Origin of the sequence: Pseudomonas wadenswilerensis, from assembly GCF_024749185.1 — a bacterium.
In the GTDB taxonomy this organism is placed as follows: domain Bacteria; phylum Pseudomonadota; class Gammaproteobacteria; order Pseudomonadales; family Pseudomonadaceae; genus Aquipseudomonas; species Aquipseudomonas wadenswilerensis.
Window position 1 is genome coordinate 3,513,660 of sequence record NZ_CP087191.1, and the last position, 26,088, is coordinate 3,539,747.

The 26,088-nt window shown below is 64.6% G+C and carries 26 protein-coding genes; 18 read left to right on the forward strand and 8 right to left on the reverse strand.

The features are described from left to right. Positions 1 to 46 precede the first annotated feature (46 nt). Positions 47 to 769: a GNAT family N-acetyltransferase gene (locus tag LOY45_RS16090; protein WP_258577998.1), complete on the forward strand. Its 723-nt coding sequence runs from the start codon at positions 47 to 49 to the stop codon at positions 767 to 769. Here LOY45_RS16090 and LOY45_RS16095 read toward each other — a convergent pair. Next, entirely contained in the window at positions 766 to 1,653 is an 888-nt protein-coding gene (locus LOY45_RS16095; RefSeq protein ID WP_134061479.1) for a LysR family transcriptional regulator, read from the reverse strand. The genes LOY45_RS16090 and LOY45_RS16095 overlap by 4 nt on opposite strands. Positions 1,654 to 1,764: 111 nt before the next feature. Here LOY45_RS16095 and argC point away from each other — a divergent pair, with 111 nt between their 5' ends. Then, positions 1,765 to 2,697, forward strand: a complete 933-nt coding sequence (gene argC / locus LOY45_RS16100) for an N-acetyl-gamma-glutamyl-phosphate reductase (RefSeq protein WP_258577999.1) — start codon at positions 1,765 to 1,767, stop codon at positions 2,695 to 2,697. Between the two features lie 113 nt (positions 2,698 to 2,810). Here the strand turns inward: argC and LOY45_RS16105 are convergent, their stop codons facing one another. After that, complete coding sequence (locus LOY45_RS16105; RefSeq protein WP_233673815.1) at positions 2,811 to 3,146, reverse strand: SH3 domain-containing protein; 336 nt, start codon at positions 3,144 to 3,146, stop codon at positions 2,811 to 2,813. Positions 3,147 to 3,248: 102 nt separating this feature from the next. Between LOY45_RS16105 and LOY45_RS16110 the strand changes: the two genes are divergently transcribed. Continuing rightward, positions 3,249 to 5,900, forward strand: coding sequence for an excinuclease ABC subunit UvrA (locus LOY45_RS16110; RefSeq protein WP_258578000.1), 2,652 nt, complete (start codon positions 3,249 to 3,251; stop codon positions 5,898 to 5,900). A 57-nt stretch (positions 5,901 to 5,957) separates the two neighbouring features. Beyond that, positions 5,958 to 7,400: a SulP family inorganic anion transporter gene (locus tag LOY45_RS16115; protein ID WP_258578001.1), complete on the forward strand. Its 1,443-nt coding sequence runs from the start codon at positions 5,958 to 5,960 to the stop codon at positions 7,398 to 7,400. Between the two features lie 6 nt (positions 7,401 to 7,406). Here the strand turns inward: LOY45_RS16115 and LOY45_RS16120 are convergent, their stop codons facing one another. After that, a complete protein-coding gene (locus LOY45_RS16120) occupies positions 7,407 to 8,258 on the reverse strand; it encodes a CAP domain-containing protein (protein ID WP_115087638.1) in 852 nt (283 codons plus the stop codon). A gap of 134 nt (positions 8,259 to 8,392) precedes the next feature. Here LOY45_RS16120 and LOY45_RS16125 point away from each other — a divergent pair, with 134 nt between their 5' ends. Beyond that, on the forward strand, positions 8,393 to 9,007 hold the full coding sequence (locus LOY45_RS16125) for a cell wall hydrolase (protein WP_258578002.1): 615 nt from the start codon (positions 8,393 to 8,395) through the stop codon (positions 9,005 to 9,007). 1 nt (position 9,008) lies between these two features. Here LOY45_RS16125 and LOY45_RS16130 read toward each other — a convergent pair whose 3' ends face one another. Both LOY45_RS16130 and LOY45_RS16135 read right to left on the reverse strand, forming a co-directional pair. Further along, a complete protein-coding gene (locus LOY45_RS16130; RefSeq protein WP_233673711.1) occupies positions 9,009 to 9,704 on the reverse strand; it encodes a DUF1963 domain-containing protein in 696 nt (231 codons plus the stop codon). A 96-nt stretch (positions 9,705 to 9,800) separates the two neighbouring features. Next, on the reverse strand, positions 9,801 to 10,391 hold the full coding sequence (locus tag LOY45_RS16135) for a TetR/AcrR family transcriptional regulator (protein ID WP_115087635.1): 591 nt from the start codon (positions 10,389 to 10,391) through the stop codon (positions 9,801 to 9,803). An 89-nt stretch (positions 10,392 to 10,480) separates the two neighbouring features. Between LOY45_RS16135 and LOY45_RS16140 the strand changes: the two genes are divergently transcribed. Further along, complete coding sequence (locus tag LOY45_RS16140) at positions 10,481 to 11,080, forward strand: NAD(P)H-dependent oxidoreductase (protein ID WP_258578003.1); 600 nt, start codon at positions 10,481 to 10,483, stop codon at positions 11,078 to 11,080. A gap of 9 nt (positions 11,081 to 11,089) precedes the next feature. On the opposite strand, the gene LOY45_RS16145 is transcribed toward LOY45_RS16140, so the two are convergent. Continuing rightward, positions 11,090 to 11,599 (reverse strand): RrF2 family transcriptional regulator, encoded by a 510-nt coding sequence (locus LOY45_RS16145; protein WP_115087633.1) that lies wholly within the window; start codon positions 11,597 to 11,599, stop codon positions 11,090 to 11,092. Between the two features lie 192 nt (positions 11,600 to 11,791). Here LOY45_RS16145 and LOY45_RS16150 point away from each other — a divergent pair, with 192 nt between their 5' ends. After that, positions 11,792 to 12,997 (forward strand): NAD(P)/FAD-dependent oxidoreductase, encoded by a 1,206-nt coding sequence (locus LOY45_RS16150; RefSeq protein WP_134061473.1) that lies wholly within the window; start codon positions 11,792 to 11,794, stop codon positions 12,995 to 12,997. A 5-nt stretch (positions 12,998 to 13,002) separates the two neighbouring features. Here LOY45_RS16150 and LOY45_RS16155 read toward each other — a convergent pair whose 3' ends face one another. After that, positions 13,003 to 13,896 carry a GNAT family N-acetyltransferase gene (locus LOY45_RS16155; protein WP_115087631.1) on the reverse strand — a complete coding sequence of 298 codons (894 nt, stop codon included), beginning with the start codon at positions 13,894 to 13,896 and terminating at the stop codon, positions 13,003 to 13,005. Positions 13,897 to 14,058: 162 nt separating this feature from the next. On the opposite strand from LOY45_RS16155, the gene LOY45_RS16160 reads away from it, so the two are divergent. The 3 genes from LOY45_RS16160 to LOY45_RS16170 all read left to right on the forward strand — a co-directional run bounded on the left by LOY45_RS16160 (position 14,059) and on the right by LOY45_RS16170 (position 18,082). Beyond that, the gene (locus tag LOY45_RS16160) at positions 14,059 to 14,565 is read left to right on the forward strand and encodes a sigma-70 family RNA polymerase sigma factor (RefSeq protein ID WP_115087630.1); all 507 of its coding nucleotides are present in this window, start codon (positions 14,059 to 14,061) and stop codon (positions 14,563 to 14,565) included. Then, complete coding sequence (locus LOY45_RS16165; protein WP_258578004.1) at positions 14,562 to 15,545, forward strand: FecR domain-containing protein; 984 nt, start codon at positions 14,562 to 14,564, stop codon at positions 15,543 to 15,545. The genes LOY45_RS16160 and LOY45_RS16165 overlap by 4 nt, the downstream gene beginning before the upstream one ends. 86 nt (positions 15,546 to 15,631) lie before the next feature. Beyond that, positions 15,632 to 18,082, forward strand: coding sequence for a TonB-dependent siderophore receptor (locus LOY45_RS16170; protein WP_258578005.1), 2,451 nt, complete (start codon positions 15,632 to 15,634; stop codon positions 18,080 to 18,082). Positions 18,083 to 18,630: 548 nt separating this feature from the next. Here LOY45_RS16170 and thpR read toward each other — a convergent pair. Then, complete coding sequence (gene thpR, locus LOY45_RS16175) at positions 18,631 to 19,170, reverse strand: RNA 2',3'-cyclic phosphodiesterase (protein ID WP_115087627.1); 540 nt, start codon at positions 19,168 to 19,170, stop codon at positions 18,631 to 18,633. Positions 19,171 to 19,319: 149 nt separating this feature from the next. On the opposite strand from thpR, the gene LOY45_RS16180 reads away from it, so the two are divergent. The 8 genes from LOY45_RS16180 (at position 19,320) to lpxO (ending at position 26,010) form a co-directional block, all read left to right on the forward strand. Beyond that, positions 19,320 to 20,096 carry an ABC transporter substrate-binding protein gene (locus LOY45_RS16180; RefSeq protein WP_258578006.1) on the forward strand — a complete coding sequence of 259 codons (777 nt, stop codon included), beginning with the start codon at positions 19,320 to 19,322 and terminating at the stop codon, positions 20,094 to 20,096. Between the two features lie 24 nt (positions 20,097 to 20,120). Continuing rightward, a complete protein-coding gene (locus LOY45_RS16185; protein WP_134061469.1) occupies positions 20,121 to 20,810 on the forward strand; it encodes an ABC transporter permease in 690 nt (229 codons plus the stop codon). Positions 20,811 to 20,823: 13 nt separating this feature from the next. After that, entirely contained in the window at positions 20,824 to 21,519 is a 696-nt protein-coding gene (locus LOY45_RS16190) for an ABC transporter permease (protein WP_420832694.1), read from the forward strand. Between the two features lie 9 nt (positions 21,520 to 21,528). After that, the gene (locus tag LOY45_RS16195) at positions 21,529 to 22,641 is read left to right on the forward strand and encodes a succinylglutamate desuccinylase/aspartoacylase family protein (RefSeq protein ID WP_115087623.1); all 1,113 of its coding nucleotides are present in this window, start codon (positions 21,529 to 21,531) and stop codon (positions 22,639 to 22,641) included. An 18-nt stretch (positions 22,642 to 22,659) separates the two neighbouring features. Next, on the forward strand, positions 22,660 to 23,424 hold the full coding sequence (locus LOY45_RS16200) for an ABC transporter ATP-binding protein (protein ID WP_115087622.1): 765 nt from the start codon (positions 22,660 to 22,662) through the stop codon (positions 23,422 to 23,424). Between the two features lie 82 nt (positions 23,425 to 23,506). Next, the gene (locus LOY45_RS16205) at positions 23,507 to 24,412 is read left to right on the forward strand and encodes a MurR/RpiR family transcriptional regulator (RefSeq protein WP_115087621.1); all 906 of its coding nucleotides are present in this window, start codon (positions 23,507 to 23,509) and stop codon (positions 24,410 to 24,412) included. Between the two features lie 76 nt (positions 24,413 to 24,488). After that, positions 24,489 to 24,953, forward strand: coding sequence for a bifunctional diaminohydroxyphosphoribosylaminopyrimidine deaminase/5-amino-6-(5-phosphoribosylamino)uracil reductase RibD (ribD, locus tag LOY45_RS16210; RefSeq protein ID WP_115087620.1), 465 nt, complete (start codon positions 24,489 to 24,491; stop codon positions 24,951 to 24,953). A 157-nt stretch (positions 24,954 to 25,110) separates the two neighbouring features. Further along, positions 25,111 to 26,010, forward strand: coding sequence for a lipid A hydroxylase LpxO (gene lpxO, locus LOY45_RS16215; protein ID WP_258578007.1), 900 nt, complete (start codon positions 25,111 to 25,113; stop codon positions 26,008 to 26,010). The last annotated feature ends 78 nt before the right edge of the window (positions 26,011 to 26,088 follow it).

Below are 26,088 nucleotides of genomic sequence, written 5' to 3' on the forward strand. Positions count from 1 at the left end.
GGTAGAATCGCGCCATTGCCGTTTTTCCCTGGAGTCACCCCTACCGATGCCCGCCCTCCACCACTTCGTCGCCCCGCCAGCGGAGCCGATCAAAAGCCAGATCCTGCAGATGGTGGTCGACTACCTGACCGACATCAGCAGCGTCGCCCTGCCGCCGAGCAACCCGCTGTACAGCCTGTACCAGTACGGCATCGGCTTCGAAGTGCACCTGTACCTGGAGGCCATGAACGGTTCGCGCGGCATTCCGGTCGAACTGATCGTGGCCATGGACCTCGACGATCCCGAGCAGGTGGTGGGTTTCTTGCTGTACTTGCCGCTCAAGGATGATCCCGAGGCGTGTTCCGTGGCCTACCTCGCCGTCCAGGCCAGCCACCGTCGCCAGGGTATCGCCCGCGCCATGCTGGCGCAGATGACCGCACGCTACCCCCATGCCGAGCTCGGCTGCGTGGCAAGCAAAGTGCCGGTCTTCGAGTCCCTGGGCTTCCAGGTGACCGGCGCACGCGGCCCGCAGGTGTTGCTCAACACCCGCGCCCAGCCCAGCACCGGCATGGCGGCGGTACTGGACGTGGCGCCGATCTACCGCACCCTGGAAGTGCAGCAGATCCACAGCTACCTGCTCAAGCAACACGGCAAGCGGGCGATGGTCGATGCCGAGAAACAGCGCGACCGCCACCTCGACCAGCTCAGCCGCAAAGCGCGCACCCTGGCCCTCGAACGCCTGGGTGAAGGGCCGTGGCTGGACGGCGGCAGCGGGCCGCGGCTGGTCTAGCTTTTCGCTACCTGGCTCATCAGCACCTGCAGCACGAAGCGGGCCCCCTGCTCCACCTCGCCCTGGCGGCAGGCGATGCCCAGGTGCCGCCACAAGCCTGGGCGCAACGGGCGCATGCAGATACGCGGATCATGCTCCGGCGCTGCCGATTCATGGGGCAGCAAGGTGGCGCCATAGCCCGCGGCTACCAGGCTTTTCACCGCATCGTTGTAATTGAGCTGGATGCGCGCCGGCGGCTGCAGGCCGGCGCTGGCAAACCAGTCGCTGGTGACCCGTGACAGCTGGGTGCTGTTGTCGTTGAGGATCAGCGCGCGGCTGGCCAGCCAGCCCGGGCTGATGCGCGCCGGTGGCGACCAGCTCGACGGAATGAAAGCCATGATCGGGTCGCGCCGCCACGGACGGATCTCCAGGCCCTTGATCGCCGCTTGCGGCAGCGCCACCAGGCCAATGTCGAGGCTGCCATCCTGCAGGCGCGCCAGGGATTCGCTTGAAGTCAGTACCTGCACCTGCACATCGATGCCCGGATGCTGCACGCCGAGGATGTCCAGTGCCTGCGGCAGCAAGTGGGCAATGGCGCCGGTCGAAGCGCCCAGCCGTACTCGCCCGGCCAGGCCCTGGACCTGACGCTGGACATCATCCAGCGCCTGTTCGACATCGGTCAGCAGACGCCGGGCGCGTTCGAGCAGGGTTTCACCGATGGCCGTGGGGCGGACCTGCCCGCGTTTGCGCGACAGCAACGGTGCGCCAATGCGCGCTTCAAGGTCTGCAATGTGCAGGCTAACCGTGGGCGGCGCCAGGTTCAGCGCCCGCGCCGCCTGGGCAAAGGAGCCGAGGTCGGCGATCACTACCAGGGTACGTAGCCGGTCGAGGCTGATCTCGCGCATGGGCTTGTCGTTCAGAAAAGATGAAGGTGAGCATCATGATATTCAAATTTTCTTTCGTCCAGCCACAGGTGAAGATGGCCGCTCATTTGTAGCCTTTGCACGAGAGCACCCATGCACCAGCCCCTGGTTTTTATCGACGGCGATCAAGGCACCACCGGCCTGCAGATCCACGCCCGCCTGAACGGCCGCAACGACCTGCGCCTGCTGACCCTGCCAGCGGCCGAGCGCAAGAACCTGCAACTGCGCGCCGAGGCCATCAACAGCGCCGACGTGGCGATCCTGTGCCTGCCGGACGATGCCGCGCGTGACGCAGTGGCGGCCATCGTCAACCCGGACGTGCGGGTGATCGACGCCAGTTCTGCGCACCGCACGACACCAGGTTGGGTGTATGGCTTGCCGGAACTGGACGAACAACAGGCCGAGCGCATCGCCCGGGCCAAGCGGGTCAGCAACCCTGGCTGCTACCCGACGGGCGCCATCGCCTTGCTGCGGCCGTTGATTGCCAAAGGCCTGCTGCCGGCGGACTATCCGCTGACAGTGAACGCGGTGTCGGGTTATTCCGGTGGTGGCCGTGCCGCGGTCGAGCGCCATGAAGGGCCCGACGCGCAGGCGGCCCAGGGCGTGCTGGTGTATGGCTTGCACCTGGACCACAAGCATGTGCCGGAGATTCAGCAGCATGCCGGTTTGTCGCAACGGCCGGTGTTCGTGCCCAGCTATGGCAGCTACCGTCAGGGCATCGTGCTGACCATCGCCCTGCAGACCCGGCTGCTGCCGGCGGGCGTCACTGCCGCGCGTTTGCAGGCGTGCCTGGCTGAACATTACAACGGCGCGCGCTATGTCCAGGTGGCGCCGCTGCAACTGGGTGCATCAGCGGTGCAACTGGACCCGCAAGCGGTCAACGACAGCAACGACCTGCGCCTGGCCGTGTTTGCCCATGAGCAGCACGGCCAGGTATTGCTGACGGCGGTGTTCGACAACCTCGGCAAAGGTGCGTCGGGGGCAGCGGTGCAGAACCTGGAGCTGATGCTGGCGGCCATGGGCTGAGTATCGGGGCTGCTGCGCAGCCCATCGCTGGCAAGGCCAGCTCCCACAGGTCTGGTGTACGCAAGACTATTGTGGGAGCCGGCCTTGCCAGCGATGGGGCGCGAAGCGGCCCCTCATTTGTCCCGTAACACTCGCAACGGCACCCACCCCGACGCACTCCCCTTGCGACACCACACCCAGCCGTTCAACTGCCGGCCACCCACCAGGCAATCGCCCACCTCCACATCCAGCTCCCGGGCGCAGTAGTCTTCCAGGGCGATACCCTGATCATCGCCAAGCCGCTCGATCACCTGCCCCGGCACCCAGCCATCCTGTTGCCCGGGTGTGCTGCACAAGTACCAGTTATCCCAACCCTCCTCACCGTCATAGCGCTCGCCGATGTTCAGTGGCGCGCCTTTGGCAAAGGTAATGGGCGCAGGGTATTCACTTCGATGCGCTTCGATCACCATGAACTTCACTGGGTTTCACCTCCATTTGAAAATCGACGGCACTGGCGCCATGCTCAGCGGTCTGCCTCTTATGCGGATCGGTCAGCAGGGAAGAATATCGCCATGTGCGCAAAACCAGTAGGTCCCGCCAACGCCAGCGGTTGTGTCCGGGTGCGCGGCGCCCGTGAACACAACCTGAAGAGTGTCGACGTCGACATTCCCCGCGATGCGCTGGTGGTGTTCACCGGGGTGTCCGGCTCGGGCAAATCGTCGTTGGCATTCTCCACCTTGTATGCCGAAGCCCAGCGCCGCTATTTTGAATCGGTGGCGCCCTATGCCCGGCGCTTGATCGACCAGGTCGGGGTGCCAGCGGTGGATTCGATCGAGGGCCTGCCGCCAGCAGTGGCCCTGCAGCAACAACGCGGCACGCCCAGCGCGCGCTCATCGGTCGGCAGTGTCACCACCCTGTCGAGCCTGATCCGCATGCTCTATTCGCGTGCCGGCAGTTACCCGGCCGAGCAGCCGATGCTGTTCGCCGAAGATTTTTCGGCCAATACCCCGCAAGGCGCCTGCCCGCAGTGTCATGGCCTGGGCCGGGTGTTCGATGTCAGCGAGGCGTCGATGGTGCCCGACCCGTCGCTGACCATCCGCGAACGGGCGGTGGCCTCCTGGCCCATGGCCTGGCAGGGGCAGAACCTGCGCGACATCCTCGTGACCCTGGGCTATGACGTCGACATCCCCTGGCGCGAGCTGCCCCAGGAACAGCGCGACTGGATTCTGTTCACTGAAGAAACCCCGACCGTGCCGGTGTACGCGGGAATGACGCCTGCGCAGACCCGCCAGGCGCTCAAGCGCAAGCTCGAACCCAGTTACCAGGGCACCTTCAGCGGCGCCCGACGCTACGTGCTGCACACCTTCACCCATTCGCAAAGCGCGCTGATGCGCAAACGCGTCTCGGCCTTCATGCGCGCCAGCCCCTGCCCGGCCTGCGCCGGCAAGCGCCTGAAAGCCGAGGCACTGACAGTGACCTTTGCCGGCAAGGACATCGCCGAGCTGTCGCGCCTGCCGCTGCTGGCCCTGGCCGAGCTGCTCAAGACCGTGGCCACCGCCGACTACCTGAGCCAGCCTGACGAAGCCGGCGCGGTGCTCAGCCATGCGCAAACCCGCCAGGCGCGCCAGCAACGCGCGGCTCGGGGCGACAACCCCCACGCAGGCGGCGCGGACGTGCGCCACACGCCCAACCTGTCGGTGGAAAAACGCCTGGCCGCGCAACGCATCGCCGAGGAGCTGCTGGAGCGCATCACCACCCTGATCGACCTGGGCCTCGGTTACCTGGACCTGGAACGCAGCACGCCGACGCTGTCCTCGGGCGAACTGCAACGCCTGCGCCTGGCGACCCAGCTCAACTCGCAGCTGTTCGGGGTGATCTACGTGCTCGATGAGCCTTCGGCCGGGCTGCATCCAGCCGACAGCGAGGCGCTGTTCGAGGCCTTGCAGCGGCTCAAGCAGGCGGGCAACTCGGTGTACGTGGTCGAGCACGACCTGGACACCATGCGCCACGCCGACTGGCTGGTGGACGTCGGCCCGGATGCCGGTGAACACGGCGGCCAGGTGCTGTACAGCGGCCCGCCGGCCGGCCTGGCGAAGATCGATGCCTCGCGCACCCGCCATTACCTGTTCAACGACAACCTGCCTGCGCCTCGCCAACCGCGCCAGGCTCAAGCATGGCTGCAGCTGGAAGGCATCAGCCGCAACAACCTTGACCAGCTCGAGGTGGCCTTCCCGCTGGGCTGCTTCAGTGCGGTCACGGGGATTTCCGGCTCGGGCAAATCGAGCCTGGTCAGCCAGGCGCTGCTCGACCTGCTCGGCGAGCACCTGGGCCAGGCCCGCAGCCAGGAAGAGCCACCAGAGCAGAGCCTGGAAGATGAACCGAATCAAACCAGCGACGGCTGGATCAGCGCCGGGCTTGAGCATATCCGCCGCCTGGTGCCGGTGGACCAGAAGCCCATCGGCCGTACCCCGCGCTCGAACCTGGCGACCTACACCGGCCTGTTCGACCACGTGCGCAAGCTGTTCGCGGCAACATCCGCGGCGCAGGCGCAAGGCTTCGATGCCGGGCAGTTCTCGTTCAACGTCGCCAAGGGCCGCTGCGAAACCTGCGAAGGCGAAGGCTTTGTCAGCGTCGAACTGCTGTTCATGCCCAGCGTCTATGCGCCCTGCCCGACCTGCCATGGCGATCGCTACAACCCCGAGACGTTGGCCATCACCTGGCAAGACCTGAACATCGCCCAGGTGCTGCAACTGACCGTCGACCAGGCCAGCCAGCGTTTCGCCGAACAGCCCGCCATCAGCCGCGCCTTGCGGGTACTGCAGGAGATCGGCCTGGGTTATCTGCGCCTGGGCCAGCCGGCCACCGAGCTGTCGGGCGGTGAAGCCCAGCGCATCAAACTGGCCACCGAGCTGCAGCGCCTGGCCCGTGGCGCCACCCTGTACGTGCTGGACGAACCCACCACCGGCCTGCACCCGCAGGACATCGACCGTTTGCTGGTGCAGTTGCAGCGCCTGGTCGAGGCCGGGCATACGGTGATTGTGGTCGAGCACGACATGCGCGTGGTGGCCCAGAGCGACTGGGTCATCGATATCGGCCCCGGGGCCGGCAGCGCAGGCGGCAAGGTGGTGGTCAGCGGGCCACCTGCGCAGGTCGCGGCCTGTGCCGACAGCCGCACGGCGGGATTCCTGGCCAGGGCGCTGGCTTGCGATCGGGAAATTACGTAGCATCCTACGCTTTTTTCCCGGCAGCACCCCGCTGCCGGGCCGTTTTTCAGGTAGGTCATGAGAACAACCCCGCTACGCGCCGATGTCCTGGCAGGACTCACCACAGCCTTCGCCCTGGTGCCCGAGTGCATCGCCTTCGCCCTGGTGGCGCACCTCAACCCGCTGATGGGCCTGTATGGCGCCTTCATCATCTGCACCCTGACCGCCCTGCTCGGTGGCCGCCCGGGGATGATTTCCGGCGCGGCCGGCTCCATGGCCGTGGTCATCGTCGCCCTGGTGGTGACCCACGGCGTGCAGTACCTGCTGGCCACGGTACTGCTCGGCGGGCTGATCATGATCGCTTTCGGCCTGCTGCGCCTGGGCAAGCTGGTGCGCATGGTGCCGTATTCGGTGATGCTCGGCTTCGTCAACGGCCTGGCGATCATCATTGCCCTGGCCCAGCTTGAGCACTTCAAGGCCGATGGCGCCTGGGTCAGCGGCTCGCCGCTGTACCTGATGCTGGGGCTGGTGGCGCTGACCATGGCCATCGTCTACTTGCTGCCACGCCTGACCCGCAGCGTGCCACCGGCATTGGTCGCGATCCTTGGCGTAGGCGTCGGGGTCTACCTGCTCGACCTGCCGGCCCGCACCCTGGGAGACCTCGCGCACATCGCCGGGGGCCTGCCGGCCTTGAGCTGGCCGCAAGTACCGTGGAACCTCGAAACCCTGCAGGTCATCGCCCCCTACGCGCTGCTCATGGCCCTGGTCGGTCTGCTGGAAACCCTGCTGACCCTCAACCTCACCGACGAGATCACCGAAACCCGCGGCCACCCCAACCGCGAGTGCGTGGCCCTGGGCGTGGCCAACATGACCTCCGGGCTGTTCGGCGGCATGGGCGGTTGCGCGATGATCGGCCAGACCGCGATCAACCTCAGTTCCGGCGGCCGCGGGCGGCTGTCCGGGGTGGTCGCCGGGGTGATGATCCTGATGTTCGTGCTGTTCCTCTCGCCGCTGATCGAGCGTATTCCATTGGCGGCGCTGGTCGGGGTGATGTTCGTGGTTGCCCAGCAGACCTTCTCGTGGGCGTCGTTGCGGGTGCTGCACAAGGTGCCGGTCAACGATGTGCTGGCGATCATCGCCGTGACCCTGGTGACGGTGTTCACCGATCTTGCGACTGCGGTGCTGTGCGGCATCGTCATCGCCGCGCTCAACTTCGCCTGGCAACAGGCCCGCGAGCTGTATGCCGACAGCCATGACGAAAGCGACGGCAGCCGGTTGTACAAGGTCCATGGCACGCTGTTCTTCGCCTCGACCACGCCGTTCCTCAACCAGTTCGACCCGGCCAATGACCCGGCCCGGGTGACCCTCGACTGTCGTCACCTGAACTTCGTCGACTACTCGGCGATTGCCGCGCTCAAGACCCTGCGCGAGCGCTACAGCAACAACGGCAAGCACCTGCGCGTGGTGCACCTGTCCGAGCGCTGCAAGCAACTGCTCAAGCGTGCCGGGCTTGAGCACTAAGGCCCATCAGGGCGCGCCGAACATCGCTGTCCAGTAGATCCCGGCGTCACTCTTGGGATCGACCGCGTAGGCCGCGCCCAGCTCGCTGAACTGCGGGTTCATCAGGTTGGCGCAGTGACCGGCGCTGGCCAGCCAGCCATCGACCACCTTGCGCGGGGTGTCCTGCCCGGCAGCGATGTTCTCGCCGACCTGCTGGCCGGCATACCCGGAGAGCTCGGCGCGATCCCCCGGGGTACGGCCGTCGCGGTCTTTGTGGTCAAAGAAGTTGTTGTTGGCCATGGCCCGCGTGTGGCTCTCGGCGGCGCCGGCCAGGGTGGCGTTCCAGGCCAGCGGCGTGGTGGCGTTGAATGCCTGGCCACCGCATTGGCGCGTCTGGCTGCGCGCCGCGTTGATCATCTCCAGGACCTTCTGCCCTTCGGCCTGCCAGTCGCCCAGGCGCCCTGCCAGCAACGGCCGCGCCAGGACGATGCGCCAGTCGCGGCCCTCGCGGCTGACCCCGACATCGACGAACTGCGGGTTGAGCACCACCTGACAGAAACTCTCCTGCACCGCCTTCATGGCCGACTGCACATCCCGCGGCCCGGACAGGCTGATGGCCTGGACGTTGACCATCGGGTAGCTCTTTTGCGCCAGGGCCTCGCGCAGATCGCCCATGCTGTTGGCCGGCAACACCAGGCGCGGATCGCTGGCCAGCGGCGGCAGCTCCATCGAAACCTGGCCGGCACAGCGCTGGGCCTGGCTGCGGTAGGCGTTGATCGACTCGACCAGCTGCGACTCGTCGCTGGCCTGGGCCGTCACGGTAGACGCCAGGCCCAACGCCAACAAGGCCAGAGGTGCAACAGATGACGTGACGCGCATGGAAATCTCCCTTGATCGGACTGCGTAGATGATGCACGAAGTTGCCCGTGGTCTGACAGCGGGAATGTTTTGCGCCCGGCGCGGTCGACCCTGTAACGGGAAGTTGTACTTCTACGCCACCCAAAGGTTCGAGCATGCGCCTGCTAACGATTGCAACGTGCCTGGTACTGGCGCTCTCCGGCGCCGTGGCAGTGGCGGCTGACTCCAAGGCCCAGGTGGCCGAAGAAAAGGCCCAGGTGCTGGAGCAAAAAGCCGCGAGCAGCCCCGATGCCCCGCCCGCACCAAAGTCCCAAGCCATCACCAAGACCGAAGTCCAGGCCGTCGACCCGGCCGGCGCAGCCGCGCTGGACGATGCCATCACCTGCCTGGCGCGCAGTATCTACTGGGAATCGAAGGGCGGTAAATCAGCGGACATGGAGGCGGTGGCCAACGTGGTGATGAACCGGGTCGGCCACGAGGGCTTTCCCGATTCGGTCTGCGGCGTGGTCAAGCAAGGCTCGGAGAAAGGCGCCTGCCAGTTCTCCTGGTGGTGCGATGGCCGCTCGGACGATGTCCAGGAAGAAGTGCGCTACACCCTGGCCAAGGAGATCGCCCGCAAGGCGCTGAACAAGCAGTTGCCTGACCGTACCGGTGGCGCCCTGTACTTCCACGACCGGCGCGTGCGCCCGGACTGGTCGAAGACCTTTGCCAGGACTGCGCAGACCTCCGAGTTTCTGTTCTACAAGCCGCGTAACGGTGCGTCGCACTAGCTCAATAGAAGTCGTAGTAGATCGTCCACTCGCCGGTGTCGCGGTGCTTGAAGAACATCAGGCTGCCGCTGTCGACCACGTTGAGGTTGATCTTGGCATCGGATGAAACCTGGAAGACGAACTCGAAGCCGTCGCCCGGGTATACGCCCGACTGGCAGAACGACGGATAGCCGCCGATCTTGTGCTCGTAGGCGTGGGTGATGACCTCGTAGTAACACTCGATGTCCCCTGCCCGTTCGAGCTTGACGATTTCCGTGACCAGCTCATCCGGCACACCGCCGCCATCCCACAGTGGATAGTCTTCGGCGAGTTCTTCAGCGCGCAAGGGAAAGGCTTTGAGGAAAGAGTTGGCGACCGGCAGGTCCTTGCGTACCAGCTCATCGTCGGCGCGGTATTCACGGATCAGCCAGTTGTCGCCCATGGCCTCGAACTCATCCGGAAACGGGTAGCCGACGAACAGGGTGAGGACGCGGATGTCCTTGAGCGCCGGGCTGCTGAACGGCAGGCTGGGCAGGTGGAACTGGGCCACCGGCAACAGTTGTTCGCCGGCAGCGTTGGTCGGTACGCCTTCGTCGGGGCGGTAGAGGAACACCCGGCCGAGCCAGCTTTCTTCATCGCTGTTAGTGGGGCGAAAGCCACCGGCGAAAAAGCGCGTGGCGGGTTTGGCCAGGCGTTGCTTGATTTCTTGAATGTCCATATTTCTCGTCCGCTTAATAAGGCCCTATCGCGGGTCAAGCCCGCTCCTACAGGGGGGTGAGCAGCCTGTGGGAGCGGGCTTGCCCCGCGATGTATTTTAACTGCGCACCACCATCGCCTTGATGGTCTCGAACAACTCCTGCTGCGCCTGCTCCGCCGTAATCTCACCGTTCGCCGCAGAATGAGACAACGCCTCGGCCGCGCCGATCATCGCCCGCAATCCCGCGACGCCAATCTCGCCACGGCCACTGAACGGCTCCAGCAGCGCCCGGCATTTGCCCATGAACACCGCCTCGTACTCGCGCTTGAGCTGCTCAAGCTCCGGCGAGCTGGCCAGCGCGGCGATCACCCCGGGAATCTCCCGGCCCTGGGTCAAGACGCAGTCGACGTAGGAGCTGGCAATCACCGCAGCGGTACTTTCAAGCGTCGGCTCACAGGCGGCCAGGGCGGCATCCATCACTGCTGTCTGGCGCACATCAAAGGACTGATACAGCGCCGCCAGCAACCCCGAACGGGTACCAAAATGGTCATACACCACCGGTTTGGTAACCCCGGCCAACTCAGCCAGGCGCCCCAGGGTCAGGGCTTCGGTGCCCTCTTCACGGATCAGGTGCCAGGCCACGTCCAGGAGTTGTTGCTGACGGTCTTGACGCGACAGACGACGACGCGGTTGCGGATCGCTTGACATGCTTACCTACCAAAAGTAACTTACCAAAAGTAACTTATGCCCAGCATACAACTTACGCCCCTTCCCCGCAATTCGCAGGAGTCCTTGCCATGCACGCACTTGTGGTTGTCGCTCATCATGATCCACGCTCGCTGACCCACAGCCTGGCCGCCAAGCTCGCCGAAGGCCTGGTGCACAACGGCCATAGCGCCGAGGTCGCCGACCTGTTCGCCGAAGCCTTCAACCCGCTGTTCGGCCCGGCCGACCACGCTGTTCATCATCGCACCGCAGCGCCTGCCGATGATGTGCTTGCCGAGCAGGCACGCATCGACCGCAGCGACGCTCTGGTGCTGGTCTTTCCGGTGTATTGGTGGTCAATGCCGGCGCTGCTCAAAGGCTGGATTGACCGGGTGTTCAGCAATGGCTGGGCGTTCGACTTCAGCACGCAGGCGCCGATGGTAAAAATGCTTGGCCGCTTGAACGTACACCTGATCGGTGTCGGTGGCGCCGATGCCGCGACCTTCAGCAAACATGGCTATGAGCGGGCGATGAAAACCCAGATCGACCACGGCATCTTCGATTACTGCGGCGCCCGGGTACTGAGCTCGACCTTGCTGCTGGACTCGGAAAGCGCCGACCCCAGCGCCCACCTTGAAAGCATGTTCGAGCACGGCCGCACGCTGTTCGCCGAAGTCGCCGAGCCCGCCTGAAACCGCGCCTTACTTGCTGTCGCGGCGGTCGTTGATCCACCTGACCACCTGGGTGGAAAACTCCGCTGGCGCCTTGCGCCCCAAGCGCCGCGACAGATCGAGGATGGTCTGCTGGGCCAGGGCTTCTTCCATGCGCTTTTGCGCGGTCAGCATCACCGCGTGAATGGCACAGGTGCCGTCAATGGCCCAGGCCGGCGGCGCACCGTCGAACAGCGTGCAGCGGTCGCGCACATCGCGGCAATCGAAGATCGCCTTGTGCCCGTCGATGGCCGTGACGATATCCAGCACGGTGATTTCGTCCGCAGGCCTGGCCAGCTTGAAGCCGCCACGCACACCTTCGGTGGCAACCACCAGTCTGGCCTTGGCCAGTTTGGTAAAGACCTTGGCCAGGTATTCATGGGGCACACCCTGCAGCTCGGCCAGGTCGCGCACGCTGGCTTCGCGGCTTTCGCCCAGGTCGTCGACCAGAAACAGCAGGCAGTGCAAGCCGTACTCGACGCCGGCGCTATACAGGGACATGTCAATCTCCGACTGGATTTGTCGCCAATACTACCAGTTCACTACGACCACCAGCAAACCGGGGCAGGCACAAACCGGTTTGAAAAAAAACTTGCACTTGATAACTACGACCAATAGAGTCGTAGTTATCCGCTCCGGGTCACGACGTACCTGCGACCGGCAAACAACAGCCCTTCTTTCTCGGAGCAGAACATGAAACAGCACATCCTGATCATCGGCGCCGGCTTCGGCGGTATGTGGAGCGCCCTCAGCGCCACTCGCCTGCTGGACCAGCACGGGCGCAACGACGTCAGCGTCAGCGTGCTCGCCCCCCAGGCCGAACTGCGCATCCGTCCGCGCTTCTACGAAACCGATGTGCAGCAGATGAAAGCGCCGTTGGCTGAACTGTTTACCGCCGTGGGCGTGAACTTCATCCAGGGCGCGGTGGACGAGATCGACGTGGCCGGCAAGCGTGTCGGCTACCGCGACGGCCAGGGCCTGCAGCAGGTACTTGGCTACGATCGCCTGGTCATGGCCAGCGGCAGTGGCGTGGTCCGGCCAAACCTGGCCGGGCTTGATGAGCACGCCTTCGACGTCGACCAGATCGAATCGGCCAGCCGCCTGGAGCAGCACATCAAGGCCCTGGCGCAACGGCCTGGATCAACGGCGCGCAACACCGTGGTGGTGGCCGGCGGCGGCTTCACCGGCATCGAGACCGCGAGCGAAATGCCCGCCCGCCTGCGCGCAGTGCTGGGCCAGGACGCTGAGGTGAAGGTGATCATTGTCGATCGCGGCAACAAGATCGGCGCGGCCCTGGGCGAAGGCATCAGCCCGGCGATCGTCGAAGCCAGCGCGGCACTGGGGGTCGAGTGGCGGCTCAATGCCTCGGTGGCCGCCGTGGATGCCGACGGCGTGACCCTCGCCGACGGCCAGCGCATCGAGGCCAGCACCGTGGTCTGGACCGTCGGCGTCCGCGCCAGCGCGCTCACCGAACAAGTGCCGGGGCAACGCGATGGCCATGGCCGCCTGCATGTCGACGGCAACCTCAAGGTCATTGGTCAGGAGCATGTATTCGCCACCGGTGACGTGGCCTACGCCGCCACCGACGACCTCGGAAACCACGCCTTGATGACCTGCCAGCACGCCATCGCCCTGGGCCGGCATTCGGGCAACAACGTCGCCGCCGACCTGCTGGGTGTCGAACCGCTGCCGTACCGCCAGCCCAAGTACGTCACCTGCCTGGACCTGGGGGCCTGGGGCGCGGTGTACACCGAGGGCTGGCAGCGTGAGGTCAAGCTGATCAAGGACGAAGCCAAGACCCTCAAGCAGCAGATCAACTCGGTGTGGATCTACCCGCCCGTGGCCGATCGTGCGATTGCCCTCGCCGCTGCCGATCCGCTGATTCCGGTGGTGGCCTGAGCGACTCAGGCGTGTGACAGCAACGGAAACATCAGCCTGGCATGCTCGATGAACTGACCGGCCTGGCCGAGCACGAACAGGCTGTCATCCGACTCAAGCGGCTGCGCCTCGAAGCCGCTGACATCCAGCGGCGTAAACCCCAGTACCACCCGGGTGGTCTGGGGTGTCCTCAGTTCTGCAATCAGTGCCTGCAGGTCGAGCGCTTGCCTGGCGAACACCTCATAGAGCGTCATCACGCCGTCGACGATTTCCATCACCACATAGGCCTGCAGCGCTGCCGAGTAGTGAACGCAGTCTTTGAAAAACGACGTGCAATAGAACATCGTCTGATCAGGATTACTGCGCATCGCCAACCGTGCAGCGGGTACCGCGCTGGCGACCGCGCTGATGAAGCGCAGGCGCTCGAGCACGTCGCTCATGTCGACCCTGTAGAAGCTGCAAGGCTGCGCTGATGGGCTTAACGCCGCGCTGTACTGATGTTCGAGCACCCGGCGAAAACCGAACCTGGGGTAGTAATCCAGCACTGTATCGTTGGCAAACAGGTAGATCAGCTCGCACTGGCCCTGCCATCTGTCCAGCACCCGCTCCAGCAGCACGCGGCTCAGGCCTTTGCCACGATACTCCGGCGCGACCATGACCGTGCCTAGCTGGATGCAGCGCTTAGGCTCGCCGAGCACCTCGAAGTGCATGAGGTTGACCGAAAGGTTGGCGACGATGCGCCCGTCATGGGCCAACGCACAGGGCTGGTAGCCTTCGCCCCAATAGCCGTCCTGGTACCACTGTTCGAAATCGAATTCGAACGTCTGGTGGGTCAAGGCGTTGAAGCTGGCGCGCAGCCGTGTATCGTCCTTGAAGTTCTCCAGCAGGGTGAACCGCTGGCCCGCGAGCGACAGGTCCATTCTCTTTTCCCTCGATTCGTCTGGCCGCCACCCTATTACTGCGCCCAAGGGCAGTCTGTAGGAAAATTGTAAAGCACGGTTGGCGGCGGTGATTGCACCTTGCCTCGCCGCACAGGTAAGATTGAGAACGATTCACACTAACACCTTCGGGAACGCCAACCGGTGCCAACCTCCTCCACCCGCAAGCTGGGCTTCTTTTTCAGCGACCACCACCGTTGGCTCCTGCAGCACATCCACAAGCGCCTGCGCAACCGCGCCGACGCCGAAGACACCGCCGCCGAGACCTTCTGCCAGATGCTCGCCGCCCAGGTCGATCCGGCGAGCATCCAGCAGCCGCGCGCCTATCTGTCGACCATCGCCCGCCGGTTGATCTTCGATCGCCATCGCCGTCGCCAGCTGGAGCAGGCTTACCTGGAACGTTTGGCGGCCCTGCCTGAGCCGCTGGCGCCCTCCCCGGAAGAGCAACTGCTGCTGATCGAAGCACTGGTGAGCATCGACCAGGTGCTCGACGGCCTGCCGATGATCGTCAAGGCCACCTTCCTCTACAGCCAGCTCGACGGCATGAGTTATGTCGATATCGCGCGCAAGCTCGACCTCTCCGAGCGCACTGTCAGCCGCTACATGAAGCAGGCCCTGAGCCAGTGCTACCTCAGTGAGCTGGCGCCATGAGCCAGCGCCGTCTCGACCCCAGCGCAGAAGCCGCCATCGACTGGATGGTGCGCTTGAGTTCGGGCAACACCGACGCCCAGCTGCACAGCGACTTCAGCCAGTGGCTGGGCAGCGACCCGGCCCACGCCCAGGCCTGGGCACGCTTGCAGGAACGCCTGGGCGGCGCCTGCCAGACCGTGCGCAATTTCGAGCGCCGCGCCCCGGGGCACACCGGTGAGGTTCGCCAACTGTTGCTGCAGCCCAACGGCTCGCGGCGCGAACTGCTGCGCGCCTTCGTCGGCATCGGCGTGCTCGGCGGTGGCCTGTGGCTGGGCGCGCGCAGTGAGGTGGGTGAAGCACTGCTGGCCGATTTGCGCACGGCCAAGGGCGAGCGTCGCGACTTCACCCTGGCCGATGGCAGCCGCCTGAGCCTGAACGCCGGCAGCGCCGTCGACTTGCAGTTCGATGGCCATCAGCGGTTGCTGATCCTGCGCCAGGGCGAGCTGATCATCCAGGTCGCCGCCGACCCGCAGCGGCCGTTGCGGGTGCGTAGCGCCCAGGGTGAAATGCGCGCCCTGGGCACGCGCTTTCTGGTCAGCCAGGAGGCCGAGGCCACGCGCCTGGTGGTGCTTGAGCATTCGGTACGCGCGCGGCTGTTCAACGGCAGCGAACTGGATGTACCGGAAGGCCAGGCCGCGCTGCTGCACGGCGAACGCATCGAAGCCCTGGGCAATGACGAGCGTCAGCGCGCCGACTGGCTCAGCGGACGCCTGAATGTGCTGGATGATTCCCTCGAGTCAGTGGTCGAGGCGCTGCGCCCTTACTACCGTGGGTTTGTCCGGGTCGAACCCGAGGTGCGCGGGCTGCGGGTGCAGGGGGTCTTCCCGCTGGACGAACCGCAGCGGGCCTTCGCCGCACTGGCCGAAACCCTGCCGGTCAAGGTCGATCAGTACAGCCCGTGGCTGACGCTGATTCGGGCGAAAACCCCGCTGCAAAAATAATTTATGCAAATCACTCGTATTTGTGTCCGGTTTTCATTTCTCATCGCACCTATCTCCTGACACGCCAACATAATCAGGAGAATTCCGTGCTCAACCCTTGGTCTCACGCCCTTCCTGTCGCCGTGGCCCTGGCCACGCTGGCCAGCACCGTCCAGGCCCAGGAACAGGCCCTGAGCTTCAACCTGCCCGCCGCCTCCCTGGCCAGCACCCTCAATGCCATCGCCAGCCAGAGCGGCCGCATCGTTTCGCTGGACCCAGCGCTGGTACAGGGCAAGCAGGCGCCGGCGATCATCGGCAGGATGAGCGCGATGCTGGCCATGCAGAAGGCCCTGGCCGGCAGCGGCCTGCAGTTGCTGGTCACCGAACAGGGCAACTTCAGCGTGCTGCCGAGCATCGACGCCGGCAACGCCCTGGAGCTGGGCGCCACCAGCATCAGCGGCATCGGCGGCGATCTCAATGCGGCCACCACCGAGGGCACCGGCTCCTATGCGGCGCGGGCGATCACCATTGGCAAGGGCAGCCATACCCTCAGGGAAATTCCCCAGTCGGTCACGGTGATGACCCGCCAGCAGATGGACGACCAGAACATCGTCGACCTCAAGGACGCGGTCAACCAGACCACTGGCCTGGTCGGCCTGCAGGGCGTGGGCCCGGGCCTGATCATTTATTCGCGCGGCTTTCAGATCGACGACTGGCAGTACGACGGCGTGGCGATCCCGCGTAACACCTATTCGCTGGGCAACTGGGCGACCCAGGACCTGATCTTCTTCGACCGCATGGAAGTGCTGCGCGGCGCTTCCGGCCTGTTGCAAGGCACCGGCAGCCCGGGCGGCGCCGTTAACCTGGTACGCAAGCGCGGCCAGGCTACGCCGACCGTGACCGTCACCGGCAAGGCCGGCAGCTGGGACCACTACGGCCTGCAACTGGACGCCGGCGGCCCGTTGAACGATGCCGGCACCGTGCGCGGGCGCTTCGTCGCCGACGAGGACCAGAGCGATTCGTTCGTCGACTACGAATGGAGCAAGACCCATTCGCTGTACGGCGCGCTGGACTTCGACCTGAACGAGGCCACCACCCTGGGCTTCGCGGTCAGCCAGTCCAACGCCGAGTCGCGGCCAATGCTGCGCGGGTTGCCGCGCTATGCCGACGGCAGCGGCCTGGATGTGCCGCGTTCGACCTTTACCGGCTCGCGCTGGAACCATTCGGAAATCGACGTCACCACCCTGTACGCCGACCTTGAGCACCGCTTCAACGACGACTGGAAATTCCACGTTGGTGCGATTCGCATGAGTGAAACCAACGAGTCGACCCACCAGCGCGTACAGACCGTTGACGATGCCATCAACTTCGATGGCAGCGGTGTCAGCTATGCCGACTGGGTGACCGATTTCGACTCCACCAAGGTGGGTGTCGACATGAACCTGGTGGGCAAATTCAACGCCTTCAACCTCGAGCAGGAAATCACCCTGGGCGGCAACTACTCGAAGCTGACCACCGATGATCTGTTCGCGCGCACGTTCAACGACAGCACTGACAACATCTTCGATATCGACCATCACCGCCCGGATATCAGCTACGACAGCTTGCTCGACAAGCCCAACGGCCGTGGTTTCAGCAGTGCCTATGACGTGCGCCAGAAAGGCCTGTATGGCGCCTGGCGGGTCAAGCTGGCCGAGCCGTTGACCCTGGTGCTGGGTTCGCGGGTCAGCTGGTTCGACTACAGCTATGACACGACCATGCATGCCGGTGTCACCCGCGCCCCTTCGGTCAGCCCGACCAGCACCATGACCGAAAGCGGTGAAGTTACCCCGTACCTCGGTATGGTCTACGACCTGAGCCGCGAATGGTCGCTGTATGCAAGCTACGCCGACGTCTTCGTGCCGCAGACCGAACGCAGCGTCGGCGGCGCGGCGCTCAAGCCGATCATTGGCAGCAACTACGAAATGGGCATCAAGGGCGAATTGCTCGATGGCCGCGTCAATACCTCCCTGGCGGTGTTCCGCTACGACCAGGAAAACCGCGCGATCATCGACAAGGCCTCGGGCTTTGCCTGCGATGACTGGTACTGCTCCACCGCCGCCGGCAAGGTGCGCAGCCAGGGCATCGAGGCTGAAGTCAGCGGCGAAGTGCTTAGCGGCCTGCAGCTGTTTGCCGGCTACACCTACAACACCACCACCTACCTCGACGACCCGGACGACAAGGGCAAGGTGTTCAGCACCTGGACGCCCAAGCACATGCTGCGCATGTGGGGTAACTACCAACTGCCGGGTGACTGGAGCAAGGTCAGCGCCGGCCTGGGCTTCACCGCGCAGTCGCATACCCTGGGCTACGAGCACACCTACGACGTGCCCGGCTACGCGGTGTGGAACGCGCGCCTGGCGTACCAGCTGAGCCCGGAAGTGGGCCTGGCGCTGAATGCCAACAACCTGTTCGACAAGCACTACTACATTGCGGCCTACAACCAGCTCAACGGCAACAACAACTTTGGTGACCCGCGCAACTTCACCTTTACCGTGAAGTACACGCCGCAGTTCTAGGTTGCCAGCCAATCGCCGGCAACGCCGGCTCCCACAGTGGGTCTGTGTACGCCGGGTTTGTGGGAGCGGGTCTTTCCCGCGATCGGGCGCGAAGCGGTCGTAATCCAGACACTACCTGATGTGTTGGCTGTACCGGCCTCATCGCTGGCAAGCCAGCTCCCACAGGTAACGCGCCGATCCTGTGGGAGCGGGTCTTGCGAAGCGGTTGTAATCCAGACACTACCTGATGTGCTGGCTGTACCGGCCTCATCGCTGGCAAGCCAGCTCCCACAGGTAACGCGCCGATCCTGTGGGAGCGGGTCTTGCGAAGCGGTTGTAATCCAGACACTACCTGATGTGTTGGCTGTACCGGCCTCATCGCTGGCAAGCCAGCTCCCACAGGTATCGCACCGATCCTGTGGGAGCGGGTCTTGCCCGCGATCGGGCGCGAAGCGGTCGTAATCCAGACACTACCTGATGTGTTGGCTGTACTGGCTTCATCGCTGGCAAGCCAGCTCCCACAGGTAACGCGCCGATCCTGTGGGAGCGGGCGCGAAGCGCGTCGTAGACTATAACGGCCACTGCGCCAACGGCCAGTACTGGCCCTTGCGCGACTCGAACAAGGTGAAGTGCCGCGCACGCAGCACAAATTCCGCCGGCACCAGCGCCTCCGGCTCACTGCCACGGTAGTCACGGGCCAATGTCAGGTGCGGGCGGTAGTCCCGTGGGTCCTGGGCAAAGCCCAACGGCAGCATGGCCTGCTGCAGGGCATAGGCCAACTGGCGCAAGGCCGCCGGCATCTGGCTGGGCACCAACACCAACGCCTTGGCCGAGCGCCACACCTCCAGCCGGTCGAGCACCAGCGTCAGCGCCTCACCCGGCACCTTCACGCCCGCAGCGGCGGCGAGGATCGCAGGTAACTGCGCAGTGCCCGCCGCACCGATGAACATCAGGGTCAGGTGAAAATTCGCCGAGGGCACTGGCCGCCCCGTTTCCATATCCAGCTCACTGCGCCACCGGGCAATGGCCCGGCGTTGCTCTGCCACGCAGTCGAGGGCAAAGAACAGGCGCTTGAAGGGTTCACCGGTTTCGCCAATGCCTGGGTCCATGCCATGCACTCCTGGGGTCGAGTGCTTGAGTCTACCGCCTGGACGGAGGTGCCGTCAGTCGGCCGATTGATATTTATATTTTCATGAAATTGATTTCTGAAATAAATCATGTCATTTCTATGCGCACCCCACCCACCGGAGTCAAGAATATGAACAAGACCGGACTTCTCGGCGCACTGGCCCTCTGTGCCTGCAGCGCAATGACCCAGGCCGACCAAGGCAGCCTGCGCATCGGCATCGAAGCTGCCTACCCGCCTTTCTCCTACCGTACGCCGCAAGGCGAACTGACAGGGTTTGACTACGACATCGGCAACGCCCTGTGCGCACAGATACAGGTCAAGTGCCAGTGGGTGATCCAGGAGTTCGACGGCATGATTCCGTCGTTGAAGGTCCGCAAGATCGACGCTGTGCTGTCGTCGATGTCGATCACCGAAGACAGACTGAAATCGGTCGACTTCACCGACAAGTACTACCACACGCCCGGCAAGTTCGCGATGAAGGCCGGCAACCAGATCAGCGACCCGGCCACCGACCTCAAGGGCAAGCGGGTCGGCGTGCAGCGCGCCTCGACCTATGACCGCTTCGCCACCGAGCAGCTGGAAAGCGCCGGGGTCGAAGTGGTGCGCTACGCCTCGCAGAACGAAGCCTTTCTCGACCTTACCGCCGGGCGCCTGGACGCAACCCTCGCCGACATCGTCAACACCGAAGAAAGCTTCATCAAGACCCCCGCCGGGCAAGGCTTTGCCCTGGTCGGCCCGGATATCAGCGACCCGCAATACTTCGGCCGTGGTGCCGGAATTGCCGTGCGCAAGGGCGACAGCGCCAACCTGGCCAGGCTCAACGCCGCCATCGCGGCAATCCGCGCCAACGGCACCTACCAGCAGGTGCAAAGCAAGTACTTCCCGTTCGATATCTACGGCCACTAACCCCGGCTGGCGAGGACTTTCATCATGCTTCATGGCTACGGATCGAGCATTCTCGATGGCGCCTGGCTGACCATCAACCTGGCTTTGCTGGCCATGGCCATGGCCATCAGCCTCGGCCTGATCGGCGCGGCCTGTCGCTTGTCGCCAGTCAAATGGCTGGCAGGCCTGGGCGAGTTGTACACCACGGTGGTGCGCGGCATCCCCGACCTGGTGCTGATCCTGCTGGTGTTTTATGGCGGCCAGGACCTGGTCAACCGCCTGGCACTGGCCCTGGGTTACGAGCAGTACATCGACATCAACCCGTTCATTGCCGGGGTCTGCACCATGGGCTTCATCTTCGGCGCCTACCTCTCGGAGACTTTCCGCGGTGCCTTCCTGGCCATTCCCAAGGGCCAGGCCGAAGCCGGCGCGGCCTATGGCATGAGCCCCCTGCAGGTGTTCTGGCGGATCAGCGTGCCGCAGATGGTGCGCCTGGCGCTGCCGGGCTTTACCAACAACTGGCTGGTGCTGACCAAGTCCACCGCGCTGATTTCGGTGATCGGCTTGCAGGACATGATGTTCAAGGCCAAGAACGCGGCCGATGCCACCCACCAGCCGTTCACCTTCTACCTGGCCGTGGCCGGCCTGTACCTGCTGCTGACCAGCCTGTCGCTGCTGCTGTTGCGCGGCGTCGAGAAACGCTACTCGGTCGGCTGCAAAGCCGCCGAACTCTGAGGGGAGTTGCCTGATGCTCGACTATCACCTGATCTGGCAAAACCTGCCGCTGTACCTCAACGGCATTCTGCTGACCTTGAAGGTGCTGATGATCTCCCTGGCCTGTGGCCTGGCGCTGGCAATTCCGCTGGCCCTGATGCGGGTCTCGCGCAACTGCCTGCTGCGTTACCCGGCCTGGCTCTACACCTATGTGATCCGCGGCACGCCGATGCTGGTGCAGCTGTTTCTGATCTACTACGGCCTGGCCCAGTTCGAGGCGGTGCGCAACAGTGTGCTGTGGCCGTACCTGTCCAGCGCGACCTTCTGTACCTGCCTGGCCTTTGCCATCAACACCAGCGCCTACAGCGCCGAGTTGCTGGCCGGCAGCCTGCGGTCCACGGCCCGTGGCGAGGTCGAGGCGGCCCGGGCCATGGGCATGTCGCGCCTGACGATGTACCGGCGCATCCTGCTGCCCTCGGCCCTGCGCCGGGCCCTGCCGCAATACAGCAATGAAGTGCTGATGATGCTGCAGACCACCAGCCTGGCCTCGATCGTCACCCTGGTGGATATCACCGGCGCGGCAAAAACCTTCAATGCCCGTTACTACCTGCCCTTCGAGGCCTTCATTACCGCCGGGCTGATCTACCTGGTCCTGACCTTCATGCTGGTGCGCCTGTTCAAGCTGGCCGAGCGCCGCTGGCTGGTCTACCTCGCCCCGCGCAAGCACTAAGGAGCTTTCATGCAGCAAATTGACCATGTTCTGCCCTGGAGTGCCTGCGGCACCCAGCGCACCCTGCGCCTGTTTCGCTTCGGCAGCGGCGCACGCAAGGCCTATATCCAGGCTTCGCTGCACGCTGATGAACTGCCCGGCATGCGGGTGGCGGTCGAGCTCAAGCGGCGCCTGGCCGAACTCGAGGCCCAGGGCCGGCTCAGCGGTGTGATCGAGCTGGTGCCACTGGCCAACCCGATCGGCATCGGCCAGATGTTCCAGGCCACGCACCAGGGCCGATTCGAGTTCAACAGCGGCAAGAACTTCAACCGCGATTTCCCACCCTTGACCGAAGCGCTGGTAGCGCGCCTGGAGGGCCAACTGGGCAGCGATGGCGAAGCCAACGTGGCAACGATTCGCCAGGCCATGGCCGCGACCCTTGCCGAGCTGCCCGCAGCGCGCAGCGAGCTCGACGGCCTGCGCCGCCTGTTGCTGCAAAGCGCCTGCGATGCCGACCTGGTGCTCGACCTGCACTGCGATTTCGAATCGGTGATGCTGCTCTACGCCCTGCCGCAGAACTGGCCAACCCTGCGCTCGCTGGCAGCACGCCTGGGTGCCGAAGCGGTGCTGCTGGCCGAAGACGCCGGCGGCGACGCATTCGATGAAGCCTGTGCGGTGCCCTGGTTGCGCTTGCGCGAGTACTTCCCGGAGGCCGAGATTCCCCTGGCCTGCGTGGCCACCACCGTCGAACTGCGCGGCATGGCCGACACCGGGCGCGAAGCATGCCAGGCCAGCGCCGAACAGATTCTCGGCTACCTCGCCGACCAGGGCCTGATCAACGGCGACTGGCCCGCGGCGCCCAGCCAGTGCTGCGCCGCCACACCCTTTGCCGGCGCCCAGTATGCCTATGCCGAACATCCCGGCGTGGTCAGCTATCTGCAACCTTTGGGGGCGCGGGTCACGGTCGGCGACCCGCTGTTCGAAGTGATCGACCCGCTGACCGATCGCCACAGCGTGGTCCGCGCCAGCACCGACGGCGTCCTCTATGCCCGCGAACGCCTGCGCTTTGCCCAGCCCGGTCTGTGGCTGGCCAAGGTCGCCGGCACCACACCGATTCGCCAGGGCCGCCTGCTCACCGACTGACCCACCGAGTACCTACTGATGAACAAACTGCAAATCAACGACCTGCATAAAAGCTACGGCAACCATCAGGTGCTCAAGGGTGTCTCGCTGCAGGCCAGCGCCGGTGACGTGATCAGCATCATCGGCTCCAGCGGCTCGGGCAAGAGCACCTTCCTGCGCTGCATCAACCTGCTCGAGCAACCCAACGCCGGCGAGATCCTGGTCAACGGCGAGCAGCTCAAGCTGCGCAACTGCTCCCGCGGCGGGCTCAGGGCCGCCGACCCGCGTCAGCTGCAACGCCTGCGCGCACGCCTGAGCATGGTCTTTCAGCACTTCAACCTGTGGTCGCACATGAGCGCCCTGGACAACGTCATGGAAGCGCCGGTGCAAGTGCTGGGCATCAACCGCAAGGAAGCCCGCGAGAAGGCCGAACACTACCTGCACAAGGTCGGCGTCAGCCATCGCCGCAATGCCTACCCTGCGCACATGTCCGGCGGCGAACAGCAACGCGTGGCGATCGCCCGCGCCCTGGCCATGGAGCCGGAAGTGATGCTGTTCGACGAACCGACTTCGGCGCTTGACCCGGAACTGGTCGGCGAAGTGCTCAGGGTCATGCAGGACCTGGCCAGCGAAGGCCGGACCATGGTGGTGGTCACCCATGAAATGGGTTTTGCCCGCGAGGTGTCCAACCAGTTGCTGTTCCTGCACCAGGGCATTGCCGAAGAACGCGGCCACCCCCGTGAAGTGCTGGCCAGGCCGCAGTCCGAACGTCTGCGCCAGTTTCTTGCCGGCAGCCTCAAGTAAGCCTCCAGGCCACGCCCCGGCTGCACGCCGGGGAGTGGCTTGGGATACACTGCGACCCATCTTTCAGGGAGCCTTGCGCCGGATGTCGAGCACTTCGAAGAACACCACCGTCTACGCCTCGCCGGTCATGCGCAAGCTGTCGGAAAGCCTCGCCGAACTGCAACCCTCGTTGCGCAAGGTGGCCGATTACATCCTGCGTCACCCGCTCAAGGCGGCGACCCTGACCATCGAAGAGATGGCCCAGGCCACCGCCACCTCGCCCGCCGCGGTCAACCGCCTGGCCAAGGCCCTGGACCTGGGCGGCTACAGCGGCATGAAGGCCGAGCTGGTGAGCACCCTGCAACAGATGGTCTCGCCCGTGGACAAGCTGCGTAATGAACTGGCCCAGCGCCCCGGGGGCGAGTTCGGCCTGCACGAGCAGATCCATAGCGCCAGCAGCAACCTGGCGACCACCCGCGACATCAACCAGGCGGAGACCTTCGAGGCCTTCATCGCCAGCCTGACCCAGGCGCGCAAGGTGTACGTGCTGGGCTTTGGCAACAGCGTCTACCTCGCGGGCCTGGCGGCCTCGACCCTGGTGCCGTTCTGCGCCGATGCCTGCGCCATCAGCATGGAAGGCGGCAACGAAAACGCCGCCTACCGCCTGGCAGCGATCACTGACCAGGACGTGCTGCTGGCTATTTCGCTGCCGCGCTACTCCCAGGACACCCTGCAACTCTCGCGCTTTGCCCATGAGCGTGGCGCCACGGTGCTGGCCATTACCGATTCGCCAGCCTCGCCGCTGACGCCGATTGCCCGTCACGTGCTGTTCGCCGCTGCCGATCACCCGGTGCTGACCAGTTCCAGCATTGCCGTGCTGGCGCTGATCGAAGGCCTGGTGGCCGGGGTCATGGCGCGCAACAAGGAAGCGGTGAAGCTGGCCACCGAGCTGACCGAAAGCGTGATGTCGTACCTGCATGTCCCTGGCGGCAAAATCACCCGCAAGTGAGGCGGCAAAAGCGCGCAAGCTGGATTACGCTGTGTACGCGCACTCGCGCCATCACTACCCCAGGAGCTGAACGACAATGGATTGTTTTTCACCCAGCGATAAGCTGTTCATGCACCAGGCCCTGAGCGAAGGCCGCCGCGCCTTGCCCACCTGCCTGCCCAATCCCCCGGTGGGCTGCGTGCTGGTGCGCGACGGCCGGATCATTGCCCGCGGCTTTACCCAAGCACCAGGGCAACACCACGCTGAAGCCATGGCCATGGCGCAGTTCGACGGCGATGCCGACGGGGTGACGGCCTACGTGACCCTCGAGCCCTGCTCCTTCCATGGCCGCACGCCGTCCTGTGCCACAGCCTTGATCAAGCGCGGCATCAAGCGCGTGTTCGTTGCCATGCTCGACCCCGACCCGCGCAATGCCGGGGCGGGTATCGCGTTGCTCGAACAGGCCGGCATAGAGGTGATCATCGGCTTGCTCCAGGCACAGGCGGCGGGTGACCTGACGCCCTACCTGAACAGGGCCGGGGCAGCGCTCGACGTTTGCTGAGGGACAACCGCGCAGGCTGAATCGTTAAGGCAAACGGTTGCGCCTAGCACTATGGTCGGGCACATAACCGGTAACATTTAGTTCAAACCGTGGACATGATTGTTTATGCTGGCGGGCTTATGCCATGGCGCATCGCCACATCGACAAGTATTCGCCCATGAAAATTTTCTTAGTTCTACTGTTTGTTTTCTCGATTGCCTACGTCCATTTCCGCGGCCGGGTACGGCACAAGGTCACCCGTCAGCTGGGTGATCACTCGAGCTTCCTGGCCCCGGTCAACGTGTTCCTGTACCTGTTCTCCAAGCTGCCGGCCAAGCCGTACCTGCCAGTCGAGTCCTTCCCCGAGCTCAAGCCGTTGCAGGACAACTGGCAGGAAATCCGCGCCGAGGCCCAGCAACTGCTGCACGTCGGCGAGATCAAGAGCTCGCAGAACTACGACGACGTCGGCTTCAACTCGTTCTTCAAGAGCGGCTGGAAGCGCTTCTACCTGAAGTGGTACGGCGAGAGCCACCCTTCGGCAATGAAGCTGTGCCCACGCACCACCGAGCTGCTGCAGGGCATCGGCTCGGTCAAGGCGGCGATGTTCGCCACCCTGCCGCCGGGCTCCAAGCTGGTGCGCCACCGCGACCCTTACGCAGGCTCGTACCGCTACCACCTGGGCCTGGACACGCCAAACGATGACGGTTGCTACATCTGCGTCGACGGCGAGAACTACGCCTGGCGCGACGGCGAGGCGGTGGTGTTCGATGAAACCTACATCCACTACGCCTCGAACCAGACCGAGCACAACCGCATCATTCTGTTCTGCGACGTCGAGCGTCCGCTCAAGTACCGCTGGGCCACGGCGTTCAACCGCTGGTTCAGCCGCAGCGTGATGGCCGCGGCCGCCGCGCCCAACGATGCCGGTGACAAGACCGGCGGCATCAACCGCCTGTTCACCCGCATCTACAAGATCCGCGAGCGCGGCAAGGCGCTGAAGAAGCGCAACCGCACCCGTTACTACCTGGAGAAATGGGCGGTGGTGGCGGCGCTGGTGCTGGTGTTCATCTATATCTGACTCAGACCGCTATCGCTGGCAAGCCAGCTCCCACAGGTTCAGTGCATGCTTTCTCTGTGGGAGCTGGCTTGCCAGCGA